This is a genomic window from Bradyrhizobium sp. JYMT SZCCT0428 (assembly GCF_018131075.1).
Lineage (GTDB): Bacteria > Pseudomonadota > Alphaproteobacteria > Rhizobiales > Xanthobacteraceae > Bradyrhizobium.
In genome coordinates this window covers 1-14,882 of the sequence record NZ_JAFCLS010000052.1, presented here as the reverse complement: position 1 = coordinate 14,882, position 14,882 = coordinate 1, and the positions used below count along the sequence as shown (strand labels likewise).

Here is a 14,882-nt window from a genome sequence, read left to right as displayed (position 1 = left end):
GCAGAAATTGTTGAAATGCCAGCCTCGGCTCGCGTCGTTCCGATTTCCCAAGGTCGCAAACCGATGGTCGAGATATCGAAGCTCTACAAGAGTTACGGACCAATCGAGGTACTCAAGGGCTGCGATCTCGTTGTGGAGCGCGGCGAGGTCGTGGTGATTTGCGGACCATCAGGCTCCGGGAAGAGCACCCTGATCAAATGCGTAAATGGCCTCGAGCGGTTCGATCGCGGAGCGCTGGCGGTCGATGGGGTCGCGGTCGGCGACCGTGCTTCCGACATGACGAGTTTGCGGGCGCGCATCGGCATGGTGTTCCAGCATTTCGAACTGTACCCGCATCTCACCGTGTTGCAGAACATCTGCCTCGCACAGGTTCATGTTCTGAAGCGTAGCAAGGTGGAGGCGCAAGCCAAGGCGCGCGCGCTTCTCGCTCGGGTTGGTCTTCCGGACAAGGAGGGCGCTTATCCCGCCCAGCTTTCCGGCGGGCAGCAGCAACGCGTCGCAATCGCGCGGGCGCTCGCGATGGATCCGGTGGCGATGCTGTTCGACGAACCGACTTCCGCGCTCGATCCGGAAATGATCGGGGAGGTGCTTGCCGTCATGCTCGAATTGGCGCGGGACGGCATGACCATGATCGTCGTTACTCATGAAATGGGGTTTGCGCGCAAGGCCGCTGATCGGGTGGTCTTCATGGATAAGGGGGCGATCGTCGAAACCGCGTCGACGCAGCAGTTCTTTGATGAGCCGCGGGCGGAGCGCGCAAAGCTCTTCCTCTCCCGCATTCTCTCGCAATGAAAGAGAGCCGATTATGAATTTGAGACGCCCCGAACCGGCAGACGTTCTCGACGCGCACGAACGTCTGGGCATCGCCATTCGCACGCCGTTGCTTCGTTCAGACGAACTCGATGCCCGCGTGGGCGGTAAGGTCTTCTTCAAATGCGAAAATCTGCAGCGCTGCGGCGCGTTTAAGTTTCGCGGCGCCTATAATTGCCTGTCGAGGCTGGACCGCCAGGCCTATCCGGGAGGCGTGGTCGCCTATTCGACCGGGAATCACGGACAGGCGGTCGCGACCGTCGGACGGATGCTCGGCATACCCTCGACCATCGTCATGCCGTATGACGCACCTTCGGTGAAGATCGCAAAGGCGCGGGCGCAAGGGGCGCAGGTAGTGCTTTATGACCGGCGCGCCGCGCGCCGCGAAGAAATTGCCGCGCGTATCGCCGATGCAAACCCGGTGGCGATCATCCCGCCCGGCGACGATCCCTTCGTGATTGCCGGACAGGGCACCGTGGCTGGCGAAGCGCTGCAGGCGTTGTCGGGAGCCAATGTGGACGTCGTGCTGGTGCCCTGCGGTGGCGGCGGTCTTGCCGCAGGCACTTGCCTTGCGGTCGAGGCGTTCCGCTCAAAAGCGGAGGTCTGGGCTGCCGAGCCGCTCGCCTTCGATGATACGAAGCGCTCTCTCGCGTCCGGACAACGCGAGAAAAACCTGCGGCTCGACGGCTCGATCTGCGACGCATTGCTGGCGCCGACGCCAGCGGTTCTTCCTTTCGCGATCAATCGAGAGCGATTGGCCCGTGTGCTGGTCGCCGATGATCGGCAGGTGCTGGAGGCGATGCGGTTTGTCTATGAGGAACTGCGGGTGGTGGTGGAGCCGGGCGGCGCCATCGGCCTCGCCGCGCTACTGGCAAACCCTGAGGCGCTGCGCGGCCGCTCTGCCGTCGTGGTCGCGTCCGGCGGCAACGTCGATACCGGCCTGTTCATGCGGGCGCTGCAATCCGCCGGCGACCGTGTCGCGGCCTGAGTCTCATACTCACAACCCTTAAAAGTAAGGATGGAAATGTCACAGTCTCGCTTTTCGCAATCCACGCAGGCCCCGGCGCGCTTACAGCGTCTCGAACTGCCCGAGCGCGTTCCGATTGCCGGAACCAGCGCTAGGCGCGCGGACATCGCGCTGCTCGCAAAGGCGCCGCCCGATTTTCTCGACACTACGCATTTCGACACCGTGCGTTTTCCGCCGCCGCCATGGGCAGCCGAGCAGTTCGCCCGTGCCGCCCATGACGGTGCGCTGGCCTATACCGGCTATCGCGGCAACCGCGAAGTGCTCAGCGTGCTTGCCGGTTCCGTCGGGGGCTTTCTCGATCTACCGCTAGACTCTCAACAACATCTGATCCTGACGCCAGGCACCCAGGCAGGTCTGTTTGCGAGCCTGGCTTCCCTGGTCGAGGAGGGCGATCGCGTCGCCCTGATCGACCCAGATTATCTGTTCAGTGCGCGCATCCTGCGCTTCTTGGGCGCCGATATCGGGCATGTCCCACTGCGCTTCACGGCGGACGGACCGTGCCCGGATTTCGATGTGTTGGAGATGGAGTTCAAGCGCAAAGGCGCGCGCCATCTGGTTTTCTCGCACCCGAACAATCCAACCGGAGCGGTGTTCTCGGCCGAAGTCATTGCGCGGATCGCCCGGCTTGCGAATACTTATGACATCACCGTTCTCGTCGACGAGCTCTATGCCCGGCTCCTTCATGACGGGCAAACCTTTCCGCACCTCGCCGCTGAACCCGAAATGTTCGCCCGCACCGTGACGTTGCTCGGACCCAGCAAGACAGAATCGCTGAGCGGTTACCGGTTGGGGGTCGTCGTAGCATCGCCGGAAATCATCAGCCGCGTGGAAAACGTCCTGTCGATCATGGCGTTACGCGCGCCCGCTTACGCCCAGCACGTTCTGCTACCTTGGTTGCGGGATGACCGAGACTGGCTTGCTCAGCGGTTGAAGGAATTCACCGCGCTCAGGAAGTTAACGGTTGAAAGTCTTCGTCGCCTGCCATGGCTGAAGCTGCAGCCGCAAGCTGGCACCGCCTATGTCTGGCCGGATGTTTCCGCACTCGGTCTTTCCAGTCCCATCATCGCCGAGGCGCTATTGTGCGAGGCTGGCGTGCTGGTGAGCCCTGGTTATCAATTTGGACCCTCTTCCGGCGGGCATTTCCGCATGTGCTATGCGCGCGACGAAGCGGAGTGGGCGCTCGCGCTCGACCGAATGGTTGGGGTTCTCGACAGACTAGCGCGGCGTCACGGCCTTCCGGAACGAGCGGCATGACCGAGAGCCGCAGAGCTACCCTTCTTGGTGGTCGTGGTCAAATACGTCACCGAAAGATATCCGGGAGAACCCTCTAGGATGTCTTGGCGGTTCCCCTGTTAGACGCCCTACGTCGCTTAACGAGTAGTTCGCGTCTGAATTAAACGAAGGCACTTAGCCGGGAAAATACTACAGCGAGTGCGGGTAGTGTTCCGCGATTCGGCTCGCGTGACGTCGATCCATTCGACGTCTGGCACCTGCGTTTGGTGGTGGTCTCGGCGAACTGGGTAATCGCGCACCGCCTCCGTTGCGTTGGCTAAGAAAAAATGTCCGAACAAGATCATCGAGCATGTCAGATAAACTGACGGCTCGATCGCCTCGAGCTCGCCGAGATCGTCGCCTGACATGTCGGAAAGATTCGCCCTTCGGAAGCGGCGAGCTGTAAACGTCAACCCGCACCGCCACAATGATGTTTGCTACAACGTCCGCTTCCAGCATGACGTTCGGCGAGAGCGTTGCTGTCGCGAACGCGTGATCGAGCGCGGTACGCATTATGTTGGGAGCGGGCGGCAGGACTGTAGCGACGGGTCGAGCGCAATCATGACCCAGTGGGAATTTCCATTCATGGACCTATGATGAAGTCATGAGATTGATAGTGACTTGGCGATCATGTGTTGGCCGATTTGTAGATCCCCGGCACACGATCTCGTTGCGACCTGACAAGGATGACGCCAATGAAACTGCTCCATCTCGATTCCAGCCTGCTCGGATCGCATTCGGTCAGCCGGCAGCTGTCCGCCGCCATCGTTGAGCGCCTGAAGACGGTGACGCCGGGCCTCGAGATCACCTATCGCGACCTTGCCACCAAGCCACTGGGGCACTTATCAAGTTCTCATCTCGCTGCAGCACAGGGCGTCGAGCCCGACGCGGCGACCACGCAGGATCTCGCCGTCGGGCAAACCGTATTGAATGAATTTCTCGGCTCCGACGTCGTCGTAATAGGTGCGGCAATGTACAATTTCACCATCGCAAGCCAACTCAAGGCCTGGATCGACCGCATCCTCGTCGTCGGCAAGACATTCCAATACGGCGAAAAGGGTCTCGAAGGTCTTGCAGCTAACAAGCGCGTGATCATCGCGGTGTCACGCGGCCTTCAATACGGCAGCGGCACACCGAACGCTCCTGGCGAGCATCTCGTATCCTATCTGCGTTGGATATTCGGCTACATGGGTATCGCCAACCCCGAATTCATCATTGCCGAAGGCACCCGTATAGGTCCGGAGAATCGCGAAAAATCGATCGAAAGCGCCTTGCAGGCCACGGCTTCGCTTCGCGCCGTCTAGCTGAGATGTCGGAGCGCCGGCTGCGAAGTCAGTTAGGGCTGGCTCATAAACGCACGTTCCAACTCAAGAACTGGCACGCTCCTTGGGCGGCCAAGCTACATAAACGGAAGGACAACACTTGAACACACCGAAAGCTTACAAGAGATCGCCTGCGTTAGCCAACTCGACGTGGTACAAGGGTATTCTTACTAGCAAGATGGCGGGCGCTTCCGATAATAACCGAGAGTTTGACGTCAGTGTCATCAAGATGAGACGAGGCACCGAACCGCCACCACATGTGCATTCTCGAGAAGATGAGCTGTTCTATATCCTGTCGGGTGAGATGTGTGTGTACGTCGAGAGCGAAGTCTTCAAACTGACCGCCGGAGAATACATGTTTCTTCCTCGCGGAAAACCTCATGCGTTCTCTATTACCTCTGATGAGGGCCACTGGATATGCTTCATCACTCCTGGCGGTTTCTTTGAAGCAGTCGGCAAGATGGACGTTCCGGCATTGAAGATGGAGGTGCCCTCTGATGCCGATACTGCGACCTATGCGAATGCGGATCTCACGGAGACCATCAAGATGTTTGAGCAGTATGGACTACGTTTCCTGACTGCGGATGAGATACGCGCAGTGATGCCACAATACCCACTCTAGGTCGTTAAGATTCAAGGTACGGACCTCGTGAAGCCGACCTCGCTCTATAGCTGGCGGATGCGCTCGCCGGCGGCGGCACCAACGTCAGCTCGCCAACGGCGGCAGTCGCCGCTTCAACCTGTTCCAGACCGACGCCTTTGTGCGGCACAATGTGGGGGGGCTACATCAGTGCGGCGTTCGCTGACGGCTGGCAGGATTCACCACCACCGTGTCGGTACCCCGGCCGGTGCCAATCGGTTGCGCGCAGAGTTCAACCCCAACACATTCTCCCCGCGCGTCGAAGGCGGCCTTTGTTTTGTCACGTCGTGGGCCGGCGGCGTCGGTTCTCACCTCCTGCGCGGCGGGCTCAGTTCGCCAGGTTCGATCTGCCGGCTTATGCCGAAGCCGTGCTCGCAGGCGCCAACACGTTTGCTTGCCTATGGTGGCAGCGAACTCGGCATCCGCAACGGCGCGGCACAGGCGGATGACGCGGCGCTGACCACCGCCTCCGCGAAAATGAATGGCTGAACGGCTTCTCGTTCGCCGCCACCGTTGGGGGCGAGATCTCTGACGTCGAGGCGGGGCGCCTTCAAGAACGCGTTTCAATACTTCTGCCAAAGACCGTCATAATGAGTTGGCATGCTGTCGCTTTCCGCCCGCGCAGGCATGACTGCAATGCAACATTGTAGAGCCGATCCCACGTGGACATGGGTGGTGAATTCTTATGCGGCCTGTAAAAGGATTCGCCAACCGGATTTCCCTCCTGATGCTTCCATCAGCTTCCGTTGAGAGCAAAACCTCCTGGGCCGTCGCCTCGGTAGCGCTGGCGATCCTTGGGATGTCGTTCGGCGCGGGCTGGATCACCGCGGTGGCGCTCAAGGACATCGCCAGCGAAGTCGGCGGATCGCGTTCCGTTCCGGCGCTCGCCGGCGCACTGGCGTGGCTCGGCTCCGGAATCGGCGGCATCCTGATGTCGCGAATTGCCGAGCGGATTGGCACACGCTCGACGGTGATCTTTGGCTCGCTGATGATCGGCCTTGGCCTCACCATCTCGACCCTTGGGCCGCCATGGCCGCTGTGGATCGGCCACGGACTGTTTATCGGGCTGATCGGATTGGGCGGCATCAACGCTCCCTTGTACATTTACGTCAGCCGCTGGTTCGACCGCCGGCGCGGTTCGGCGCTGGCGCTGATCTCGAGCGGCACCTATGTCGCCGGAGCGTTCTGGCCGCCGATATTCGAGCAGGTGATTGCCAGCTACGGCTGGCGGCAGGCGATGCTGTGGTATGCGCTCGCCGAGATCGTTGTCGTCGCTCCGCTGGCCGCAATTTACTTCCGGACGCCACCCGAATTGGTTCTACCGGCGGCGGCGTCCGGCGCCAGTTCAAACAAGGCGCGCGTCCTCGGCTGGCCGCCCAATGCCGTTTTCGTGTTGATGTGCTGCGCCGCCATACTGTGCTGCATTCCCATGGCGATGCCGCAGGGCCACCTGGTCGCCTTTTGCAGCGATCTCGGGATCAGTCGATCGATGGGCGCCCTGATGCTGTCCGTGTTGCTCGGCACCGCGTTCCTGAGCCGGCAGATCTGGGGCGTGATCTCCGATCGTATCGGCGGGCTCGCCACCGTACTGATCGGATCAGCCTGGCAGGCCGCATCGATGACGGCCTTTCTGTTGACACAGAACGAAGCCGGCCTCTTCACGGTGGCTGCCGCTTTCGGGCTCGGCTTTTCCGGCATCATCCCGGCCTATGTCCTGGCGGTGCGTGAACTTTTTCCGGCATCGGAAGCCTCCTGGAGAATCCCGACGCTATTGCTGTTCAGCGGCGGAGGCATGGCCGCCGGCAGCTGGCTCGCCGGCCTGCTCTATGATCATCTCGGAAATTATGCGCCCGCGTTTGCCGTCGGCATCGGCGCCAACATTCTCAATGTACTTATCATCGGTGTGCTGGTCGGACGAAAGCCCCACCACACGGTCGCGTACAGATCCGTTCTTTAGTCGAATAGCACCGTTTGCCGTAGGGCCGCTTCTGGCGCAACCGGACGTTCGTTTGAATCTCGCTGAAGAGGTAGGCAACCCATCAATTCAAGGCGGTGGCGGCATATTCGCTGCGCCAGCCACCGAGCAAGCCCGGGTTCCAATACGGAGCAACTAGCATCTCCCGCGAGTAGGTCGGTATCTGGATTTTGCTTGCGGCGCCATCGCCGAGATGCGACGCGCGCCCTCGGACAGCGACGACGCGGGATCGGGATAGCGGGCGAAACGCGTTAGAGGCCCTGGGCGGACGCGGACAGCCCGCCGTCGACAGTGACCACTGAACCGCTGGTGTAGGACGACATTGGAGAGGCGAGGAATGCGACGGTGGCGCCGATTTCCTCCACGCTTGCAGGGCGTGCCCAGGGCAGCAACGCGTCCGCATTAAACTTCTGAGTACCCTGGACGCTGGCAGCCGCCTTGAGCCGCTCGGTCGCGACGGGGCCGGGGTTCACCGCGACCACGCGAATGTTGTCCCTGTGGCTCCCGCTGCCCAGCGTTTGGCTCAGGACGATGATGGCCGCATTGCCGGCCGCGATACAGATCGCCGCCGGGCTTTTGACTATCGCGCCGATGCCGGCGATGTTGACGATCGTCCCGCCGCCGCGTCCGACCATCAGCGGGTAAAAGGTGCGGCACATGTTGATGTAGCCGAACACCTTCAGGTCCCACGCAGCGCGCCACCGTGCTTCGTCGACGTCGAACAGCGACCCGCTGGGAACCGCGCCAGCGTTGTTGACCAAGATGTCGATGTCGGGAAAACGCCCACCCAGTTGCTCCGCCGCACCTTGCTGCGAAAGGTCGAGATTGACGGCCGTGATCGGGCGACCGACCTTCTTACTTGCCTCGTTCTCGTCGATGTCGCGCGAGACAAGGATCAGGTCCGCGCCCTCGGCGGCGAACGCCCTGGCAATGCCCATCCCGATGCCTTTTGAGCCGCCCGTCACCAGTACTCTCTTGCCACTCAGATTCAAATTCATGATCAGCCTGCCGCGCCTTGATACTTTCGACGTCTCCATGAGCAATCATCTACAAACCTCATGACCGACATCCAGGGTCCATGAATGGAATTTGCAACTGGTCCATGATTGCTGCGGTGACTCTTCAGCCGCTCGGCGTTGGAGCACACACAAACGGTTGATCAAAAGTGACTGCCGCTCTGGGACCTTATGGTATAGTCACTTTCGGCTCACCGGCAGAGTGGACTAGACCATGACCGTCGCAAAGGCCAGCAGGATTTCGCCGTTGGATTCAACCGCGGCCGAACCGTTTTATCGCCAGATCTACGATCGGTTTCGTGGCGCTATTGCGAGCGGATTGTTGAAGCCAGGTGACCGTATTCCCTCGGCACGAGCGTTGACCAGGGAATTGGGTTTGGCGAGAGGCACGATTGAAGCGGCTTACTCCTTGTTGGCTGCCGAGGGGTACATTCAAGCCCGCGGCCAGGCAGGGACCATCGTGACGCCAGGCCTCAAGCCGCAAGCGCCTGTTGCAATCCCGACGACGCAATCCAGAAGCAGCATTGCTGCGGCCAGTTTTCGTCCAGATTCGATTCTGCCGTTCCAAATGGGTTTGCCCGCACTTGATATGTTTCCCCGAAAGATCTGGGCGCGCCTCGGAGCGCGGTGTGTGCGTGCGATGCAACCATCGGACATGGTGCATCCTTCTGTATACGGCTTGCCAGCACTGCGTGCCGAGATCGCCGCATATCTCCAGGTTTCACGCGGGATCTACTGCTCCCCATCTCAGATATTCGTCACGTCGGGATATCGCCATACCATCGAGTTGATCGGTCATGCATTGTTGAAGGCGGGAGATCGCGTTTGGCTTGAAAACCCTGGATATCCGCCGACGCGAGAACTCCTGGGACACATGAATATTGCAGCCGTTCCTGTGCCGGTTGATCGGGAGGGCATCAGCGTTTCCGAGGGAATTAAGCTGGCGCCGCGGGCGCGAGCAGCTGTGGTCACGCCTGCCCATCAGAGTCCGCTGTGCGTGTCGTTATCCCTGGCCCGCCGCCTGGCGCTGTTAGACTGGGCCGCGCGAAACAACGCATGGATCATTGAGGACGATTACGACGGCGAGTACCGGTATGTCAGTCGCCCTCTGCCTGCGTTGAAGAGCCTCGATTGCGGTGGGCGCGTGCTCTATGCCGGCACCTTCAGCAAAGTGCTTTTACCGAGCATTCGGCTTGCATATCTGGTCGTGCCGGAAACCCTCGTCGAGCGGTTCGAGCAGATCACTCAAGCCCTTGCAGGCGGCAGTCCCGAGCTTACGCAAGCACTCGTTACTGCCTTCATCAGGGAAGGGCACTTCGCGCGCCATATTCAGCGGATGCGGAAACTCTACGCTGAGCGCCGGAAAGCGACTGCAGCAGGTCTGGACAGCGTGCTGGGGAAACACATGCGAATTGATTCACAGCCGGGAGGAATGCACTTGATCTTGCGGCTGCAAGGCCGACGCTCAGATCGCCGGCTTGTTGCGCGCATGCGGGAGGAGGGTCTGTACGGGGAAGCATTAACGGATTGGACGATGGGTAGTGATGGAGCCTCGGCTCTGCTTCTCAATTTCACGAATATTGATTCTCAGCGCACCGCCGAGATCTTCGGAAGGCGTATCTTGGGGCTGATATGACGGTGGCAATAGCCAGCTTTTTAGCTGACCTGGCAGGATCATGGCCTAGTACTTAAGACGGATCATGGACCTCCCAGGCACGCCTCTTCGTGACGATCTTGCGCTTGTGATCTTGAGTAAGACTGTGGCGAAGGCCGAGCGCAATGGATGCCTCCCACGTCGCCGATGTGATGGTCATCAACAGAGGAAGCTGAAATGACAGGCGCGGTCCTGATTACCGGATGTTCGTCCGGCTATGGCGAAGCGGCGGCGAAACTGTTCGCCTTGCGCGGATGGAATGTTATTGCCACCATGCGCAACCCCGACCACGGCAGGAAGCTGACCGATTTGAAAAATATCCTTGTCGTTCGACTCGACGTACAGGACCGGGATAGCATCGATAAAGCGATCACTCAGGCGATCAGACATTTCGGGCGCATCGACGCAGTGGTCAACAACGCCGGCTACGGCCTGTTCAGCCCCTTTGAGCCCTCGTCGCGCGACGCCATTCAGAAACAATTTGACGTCAACGTCTTCGGCGCGATGGATGTGATCCGCTCTATCCTTCCGCATTTCCGTACCAACCGCTCTGGCACGATCATCAATATCAGCTCGGGCGCGGGTGTGTTCGGAGCCCCTATGGCATCGATATACTGCGCATCGAAATTCGCGCTCGAAGGCTTTTCAGAATCGCTGGCTTACGAGTTGGCAGATCTCGGCATCGCGGTGAAGCTCATCGAGCCGGGTGGCGCGCCGGGTACAGGTTTCATGACTCGATCCAAGGCGGAAACGGGCGGGCTTCCTATACCCGACGACTACAACGTGTTCATGGCGCACGCCGCCCAAATCTATGGAGCTATTGCTACCAACTCCGATTCCGACGCTATCAAGAGGGTAGCGGAAGCGATCTTCGCAGCCGCGACTGACGGGACAGACCAGCTCCGGTATATGCCGAACGACGATATCCGAGCCCTTCTGACGGCTCGACGTGAATCCTCGGAGCAGGAGTTCATCGCGCTGATGCGCGGCTTCTTCCTGCCTCGTCCGAGCAGCAACGCCTAATGGTGCCCTATGGAAAATGCAGGAGGCTCAATGCCGACCGCGCTGACGCAGGATCACGCGCGTAAGCCTTTCGTTGAAATGCGGCGGATTTTGAAAGCTGCGTTCCCGATTGCGTGCCGCTTAAAGCTCCCACCAAACCTTGCGCTAGCCGTAACGGCTGGCGAAGCAACAAAATGGATCTGCGCACATGGCATGGACACTACTTAGTCTCGCTGGCTTTCTCGAAATCGCATTCGCGTTCTGCATGAAGTGGTCTCAAGGCTTCACGCGATTGATACCTGGACTGCTTACAGTCGTCACTGGCTTGTCGAGTGTTGTTCTACTTTCACTCTCGCTCCGTACGCTGCCCCTCGGGACTGGTTACGCGGTCTGGACCGGTATCGGCGCGGCGGGCACCGCGATACTGGGAATCGCAGTTCTGGGCGACTCCGCTGCGCCGCTGAGGGTTTTCTGCATTGTTCTCATTCTGGGAGGCGTCATCGGGCTCAGGCTAGTCTCGGGAAACTGAGGATAATGGCCGGTTGTCTAACATCGTAAGTTATGTGGTGAGGTGATCATGAGCAATGAATTTGACGTCATCGTAATTGGCGGCGGACCGGTGGGACTGTGGCTTGCGTGTGAGCTGGCGCTGGCAAAAGTGAAAGTCCTCGTTCTGGAACGGCGGACCGAACGCGTCACCCAATCCCGCGCATTGACGCTCCACGGTCGAACCCTGGAGGTGTTCGCCCTGCGTGGGATCGCGGAACGCTTCCTCTCACAAGGTCGTCCGAACCCTGGGTTTTTCTTCGGAGGGTTGGATACATTGCTTGATTTCTCGACACTGGAATCGCGCTTTCCTTTCACGCTGTTCCTGCCGCAGGCGACGACTGAAAGGCTCATCGAGGAGCGTGCACTGGAGTTGGGTGTGGACATCAGGCGTGGCCACCTTGTGGAGCAGGTTGAGCAGAATGCCGACAGCGTCATCGTAGGGGGCCGGAACGGCGAGACACCATTCGGTTTTGCCGCTCACTACGCCGCTGGCGCCGATGGCGCTCGCAGTATGGTAAGGCAAGCCTTAACCATCGATTTTGTCGGTCATCCGGCACGGCATGCAATGACATTGGCAGACGTCGCGCTTGATGCGCCACCAGAGAAACCGGTCCTGACCCTCGTCAACGAGGCTGGTGGTTTGGTTCTCGCGCCACGTGGCGATGGCGTTCATCACAGAATTGGCGTCATCGACGCATCGTCACCTTATTTGGCACCGTCCGCGCCAGTATCGCTCGCCGAGGTCGCGGCTTGCGCGGCCCGCATTTTCGGCAGGGACCTCCTCCCTCGCGATCCTGTTTGGATATCGCGCTTCACAGATGAATCGCGTCTCGCCGAGTGCTATCGGAAAGGGCGGATTTTCCTAGCTGGCGATGCCGCTCACATTAACCCGCCGATGGGCGGTCAGGGCATGAACGTCGGCATCCAGGACGCCATGAATCTCGGCTGGAAACTGGCGAGTGTTATACACGGTACCGCGTCTGATGAGATACTCGACAGCTATCAGTCGGAACGTAGACCGATCGGCGAGGCGCTTCAGAACGACACGCTTGCGCAATTCGCGCTGTTTTCCGCGTTTGATCCTCCGGCATTGGCTCTGCGGCGTATGCTCAGCGGCTTTCTTCGTGTGCCGGAGGTCAACCGCCAACTCGCGGACCAACTCTCCGGCTTTGGTGTCGCCTATCCAGAACCGCTCTTTCAGGCGGAGCACAATTGGGACCATTTGAAAGGTGTGAGCGGACATCGTCTTTCCGACGGCGATCTTGTTTTGAGGGACGGCTCGCGAACGACGCTCTACCGCTATCTCCAAGAAGGTCGCTGGGTCCTGTTGCAAGTAGTCGCTACGGAGAGCGACGCAACGCCCGTCAGGGACGCAATCAACCTCGTCAGCCTGGCACCTGGCGCCAACGACGGCCTGCTCGGCAACTTCGCTTCAATGCTTGTCCGTCCGGACGGCTACGTCGCCCACGTACGCACCGTAGGCAACGCAGGCGGCATCGAGTTCGCCGCCTGATTGTCTGCGCTGGCCGTGTTCAAGGATCACGACGGTTACGCCTCTGCCCGAGGGACAACAGGACCGCGCCGTGCAATCAATATGCGACGACACACGCATCATCGACGTTTACCACGCTTGTAGTTAGCACAAACCTTTTCTGGCGGGTTCAAAAGGCAGCTCGCGGCCGACCGGTCTTGGCGCAGAGCGGACATTCGCTGGTTTGCCCACGTCTGCTAAGTGCCAAAAGCGGTCATCGTTAGGTCGTCTGCTCCGCCAGCGGCGTTGGATGCGTGTTTTGAAACGATGACCAGCGCCCGACTATCTCCCCGTCGACGCCGGTGCAGTCCTCCATCTCTCTATCGGCTGCCACGATCAAGGTACTGGCGATGCGACCGGCTTGCCTCTCTCTATAACAAAAGTCGCGAGCACCTTGGTCGGGATCAAGGCGGTGTTCTTTGCGCTGTGGGCCACGCCCGGAGGAACCGAGAAGGATGACCCCGCCTTCACGACAAGGTCTGCCTTGCCTTCTATCCGTGACAGTGAGCTCTCCCTCGACGATGTAGCTCATTTCGACGCCCGGATGCGAATGGCGAGGCAAGAGCGCACCCGGCGCACTGGTGACGAGCATGATGTGGGTCTCGTAACCCGCTGGATACTCGCTCTTCTGCAGTGGCGCGCGCACGAACGACTCCTGCGCCGACAGCCAAGCTGTGGTTGCCACGAGGAACAGGGCGATTGCCGACAATAACGCTGTCTTGCGCATGATCTTGCCTTTCGATGGAGGTCAGAGGTGGGATCGCAGGAGGTCGGAAAGCTCAAGCTTTCCCAGTTTCTCGTCCGGTTGGGTGGCCGGTGCCCGAACAGGTCTAGCCGACAACGCGAGCGCCACAACCGCGATAGCGACGCCGGAGAGCTTCTTCGCAGAGCCCCATGGTTCAACTCCGTTCGTTTGCCAATGGGCACATCATGTGCCGCAGAATTCAGTTGTGTCGAATGCAAATATCGGCTGAATTATCATGCAGAAAGCGCAACAATGATAAACCTTCGCTCACTGCGCACGTTCGTGATGACCGCCGAAATGGGAGGGCTGGGCCGCGCCTGCACGCGTTTGAATCTCAGTCAGCCCGCAGCCTCACGTCAGATCCAGGCACTGGAAGCCGAACTCGGTGTCGCTCTGTTTGAACACATCGGCCGCGGCCTTCGGCTGACGTCACACGGAGAAGACCTGTTGCAGCGTAGCCGGCAACTGCTGACCCTTTCCGAGCTCCTGACCGAACACGCGCAAGCCTTGCGCAGCGGACAGACCGGGACGCTCAAGGTCGGCGCGACTCCTCAAATCATCGCCAATCTAATCGCTCCCTTTCTGCCCGGTCAGCGGCGCGATCATCCCGGCGTTGACGTGCAACTGATTGAGGGAGGCGACTCACAGCAGCGAACCCGTCTTGAACGGGGTGAGGTCCATCTGACGATCATGCCGTTGGGCGGTGGCGGAGCGTCCTATCGGCTGCTGGCTCCTGTTCACGCCTTGGCAGTGATGCTGAAGACGCATCCACTCGCGCGTTGCAAAGTCATCGAAGTGAGCGAGCTGACGAAGCATCCCCTGCTGTTGCTGCAACGCGGTTACGGCTCGCGCGCCTGGTTTGACGCCGAGTGCGAGAGCGCACAGGTGAAACCGCCGGTGCTGGTGGAAAGCACCACCGCACACACGCTCACCGAATTGGCTGCTGTGGGTCATGGGATTGCGGTCGTGCCGTCCACGTCAGTCGTTCGTGATACCTTGCGTGCGGTCCCTATCGTCCACCGCGGCACATCCGTCGGACGCTGGGTAGGAGTCTGCTGGAATCCACGACGCGGATTACCCTCATATGCAAAGCTATTCGTGGACGAGTTACTGGCGCATGCCAAGCGCGCGTTTCCCGGGAGCGCCCTCATTAAACGGGCGCCCCCTTTACCGAAGCCGAGCGAGCCCGCTACTTGAGTCCGGCGCACGTCGGCTTTGGGTCAAAAGCCGACGTGGAGGGTATGTCCGCTTCTGGCGGATTTTGTTGAAGAAGTCGGCGAACTAATCGTTCTGGATAGATCGAAGAGACAACGCACGCGGGCCTCTCTGCGCTCAAGCG

Annotated in this window: 14 protein-coding genes; 12 read left to right on the top strand and 2 right to left on the bottom strand. The window is 60.0% G+C overall.

Translation table 11 applies throughout. The features are described 5' to 3' along the window. Nucleotides 1–63 precede the first annotated feature (63 nt). The 7 genes from JQ575_RS35955 (at nt 64) to JQ575_RS35925 (ending at nt 7,028) form a co-directional block, all read left to right on the top strand. Nucleotides 64–792, top strand: a complete 729-nt coding sequence (locus tag JQ575_RS35955) for an amino acid ABC transporter ATP-binding protein (RefSeq protein ID WP_212037970.1) — start codon at nt 64–66, stop codon at nt 790–792. A 13-nt stretch (nt 793–805) separates the two neighbouring features. Then, on the top strand, nt 806–1,798 hold the full coding sequence (locus JQ575_RS35950) for a threonine/serine dehydratase (protein ID WP_212037941.1): 993 nt from the start codon (nt 806–808) through the stop codon (nt 1,796–1,798). A gap of 201 nt (nt 1,799–1,999) precedes the next feature. Continuing rightward, entirely contained in the window at nt 2,000–3,091 is a 1,092-nt protein-coding gene (locus JQ575_RS35945) for an aminotransferase class I/II-fold pyridoxal phosphate-dependent enzyme (RefSeq protein ID WP_212037940.1), read from the top strand. A gap of 713 nt (nt 3,092–3,804) precedes the next feature. Next, nucleotides 3,805–4,413 (top strand): FMN-dependent NADH-azoreductase, encoded by a 609-nt coding sequence (locus tag JQ575_RS35940; RefSeq protein WP_212037939.1) that lies wholly within the window; start codon nt 3,805–3,807, stop codon nt 4,411–4,413. 118 nt (nt 4,414–4,531) lie between these two features. Beyond that, entirely contained in the window at nt 4,532–5,053 is a 522-nt protein-coding gene (locus JQ575_RS35935; protein ID WP_212037938.1) for a cupin domain-containing protein, read from the top strand. 168 nt (nt 5,054–5,221) lie between these two features. Beyond that, nucleotides 5,222–5,560: a hypothetical protein gene (locus JQ575_RS35930; RefSeq protein WP_212037937.1), complete on the top strand. Its 339-nt coding sequence runs from the start codon at nt 5,222–5,224 to the stop codon at nt 5,558–5,560. A gap of 238 nt (nt 5,561–5,798) precedes the next feature. Further along, nucleotides 5,799–7,028: an MFS transporter gene (locus tag JQ575_RS35925; protein WP_212037936.1), complete on the top strand. Its 1,230-nt coding sequence runs from the start codon at nt 5,799–5,801 to the stop codon at nt 7,026–7,028. 269 nt (nt 7,029–7,297) lie between these two features. On the opposite strand, the gene JQ575_RS35920 is transcribed toward JQ575_RS35925, so the two are convergent. Beyond that, nucleotides 7,298–8,044, bottom strand: coding sequence for a short-chain dehydrogenase/reductase (locus JQ575_RS35920; RefSeq protein ID WP_212037935.1), 747 nt, complete (start codon nt 8,042–8,044; stop codon nt 7,298–7,300). A gap of 232 nt (nt 8,045–8,276) precedes the next feature. On the opposite strand from JQ575_RS35920, the gene JQ575_RS35915 reads away from it, so the two are divergent. The 4 genes from JQ575_RS35915 (at nt 8,277) to JQ575_RS35900 (ending at nt 12,780) form a co-directional block, all read left to right on the top strand. Further along, nucleotides 8,277–9,698 (top strand): PLP-dependent aminotransferase family protein, encoded by a 1,422-nt coding sequence (locus JQ575_RS35915; RefSeq protein ID WP_212037934.1) that lies wholly within the window; start codon nt 8,277–8,279, stop codon nt 9,696–9,698. 195 nt (nt 9,699–9,893) lie between these two features. Further along, nucleotides 9,894–10,739 (top strand): SDR family oxidoreductase, encoded by an 846-nt coding sequence (locus JQ575_RS35910; protein WP_212037933.1) that lies wholly within the window; start codon nt 9,894–9,896, stop codon nt 10,737–10,739. Between the two features lie 187 nt (nt 10,740–10,926). Next, the gene (locus tag JQ575_RS35905) at nt 10,927–11,247 is read left to right on the top strand and encodes a multidrug efflux SMR transporter (protein ID WP_212037932.1); all 321 of its coding nucleotides are present in this window, start codon (nt 10,927–10,929) and stop codon (nt 11,245–11,247) included. A 48-nt stretch (nt 11,248–11,295) separates the two neighbouring features. After that, the gene (locus JQ575_RS35900) at nt 11,296–12,780 is read left to right on the top strand and encodes an FAD-dependent monooxygenase (protein ID WP_212037931.1); all 1,485 of its coding nucleotides are present in this window, start codon (nt 11,296–11,298) and stop codon (nt 12,778–12,780) included. 238 nt (nt 12,781–13,018) lie between these two features. Here JQ575_RS35900 and JQ575_RS35895 read toward each other — a convergent pair whose 3' ends face one another. Continuing rightward, nucleotides 13,019–13,525 (bottom strand): cupin domain-containing protein, encoded by a 507-nt coding sequence (locus JQ575_RS35895; protein ID WP_212037930.1) that lies wholly within the window; start codon nt 13,523–13,525, stop codon nt 13,019–13,021. Nucleotides 13,526–13,795: 270 nt separating this feature from the next. Here JQ575_RS35895 and JQ575_RS35890 point away from each other — a divergent pair, with 270 nt between their 5' ends. Then, nucleotides 13,796–14,740, top strand: a complete 945-nt coding sequence (locus tag JQ575_RS35890; RefSeq protein WP_212037929.1) for a LysR family transcriptional regulator — start codon at nt 13,796–13,798, stop codon at nt 14,738–14,740. The last annotated feature ends 142 nt before the right edge of the window (nt 14,741–14,882 follow it).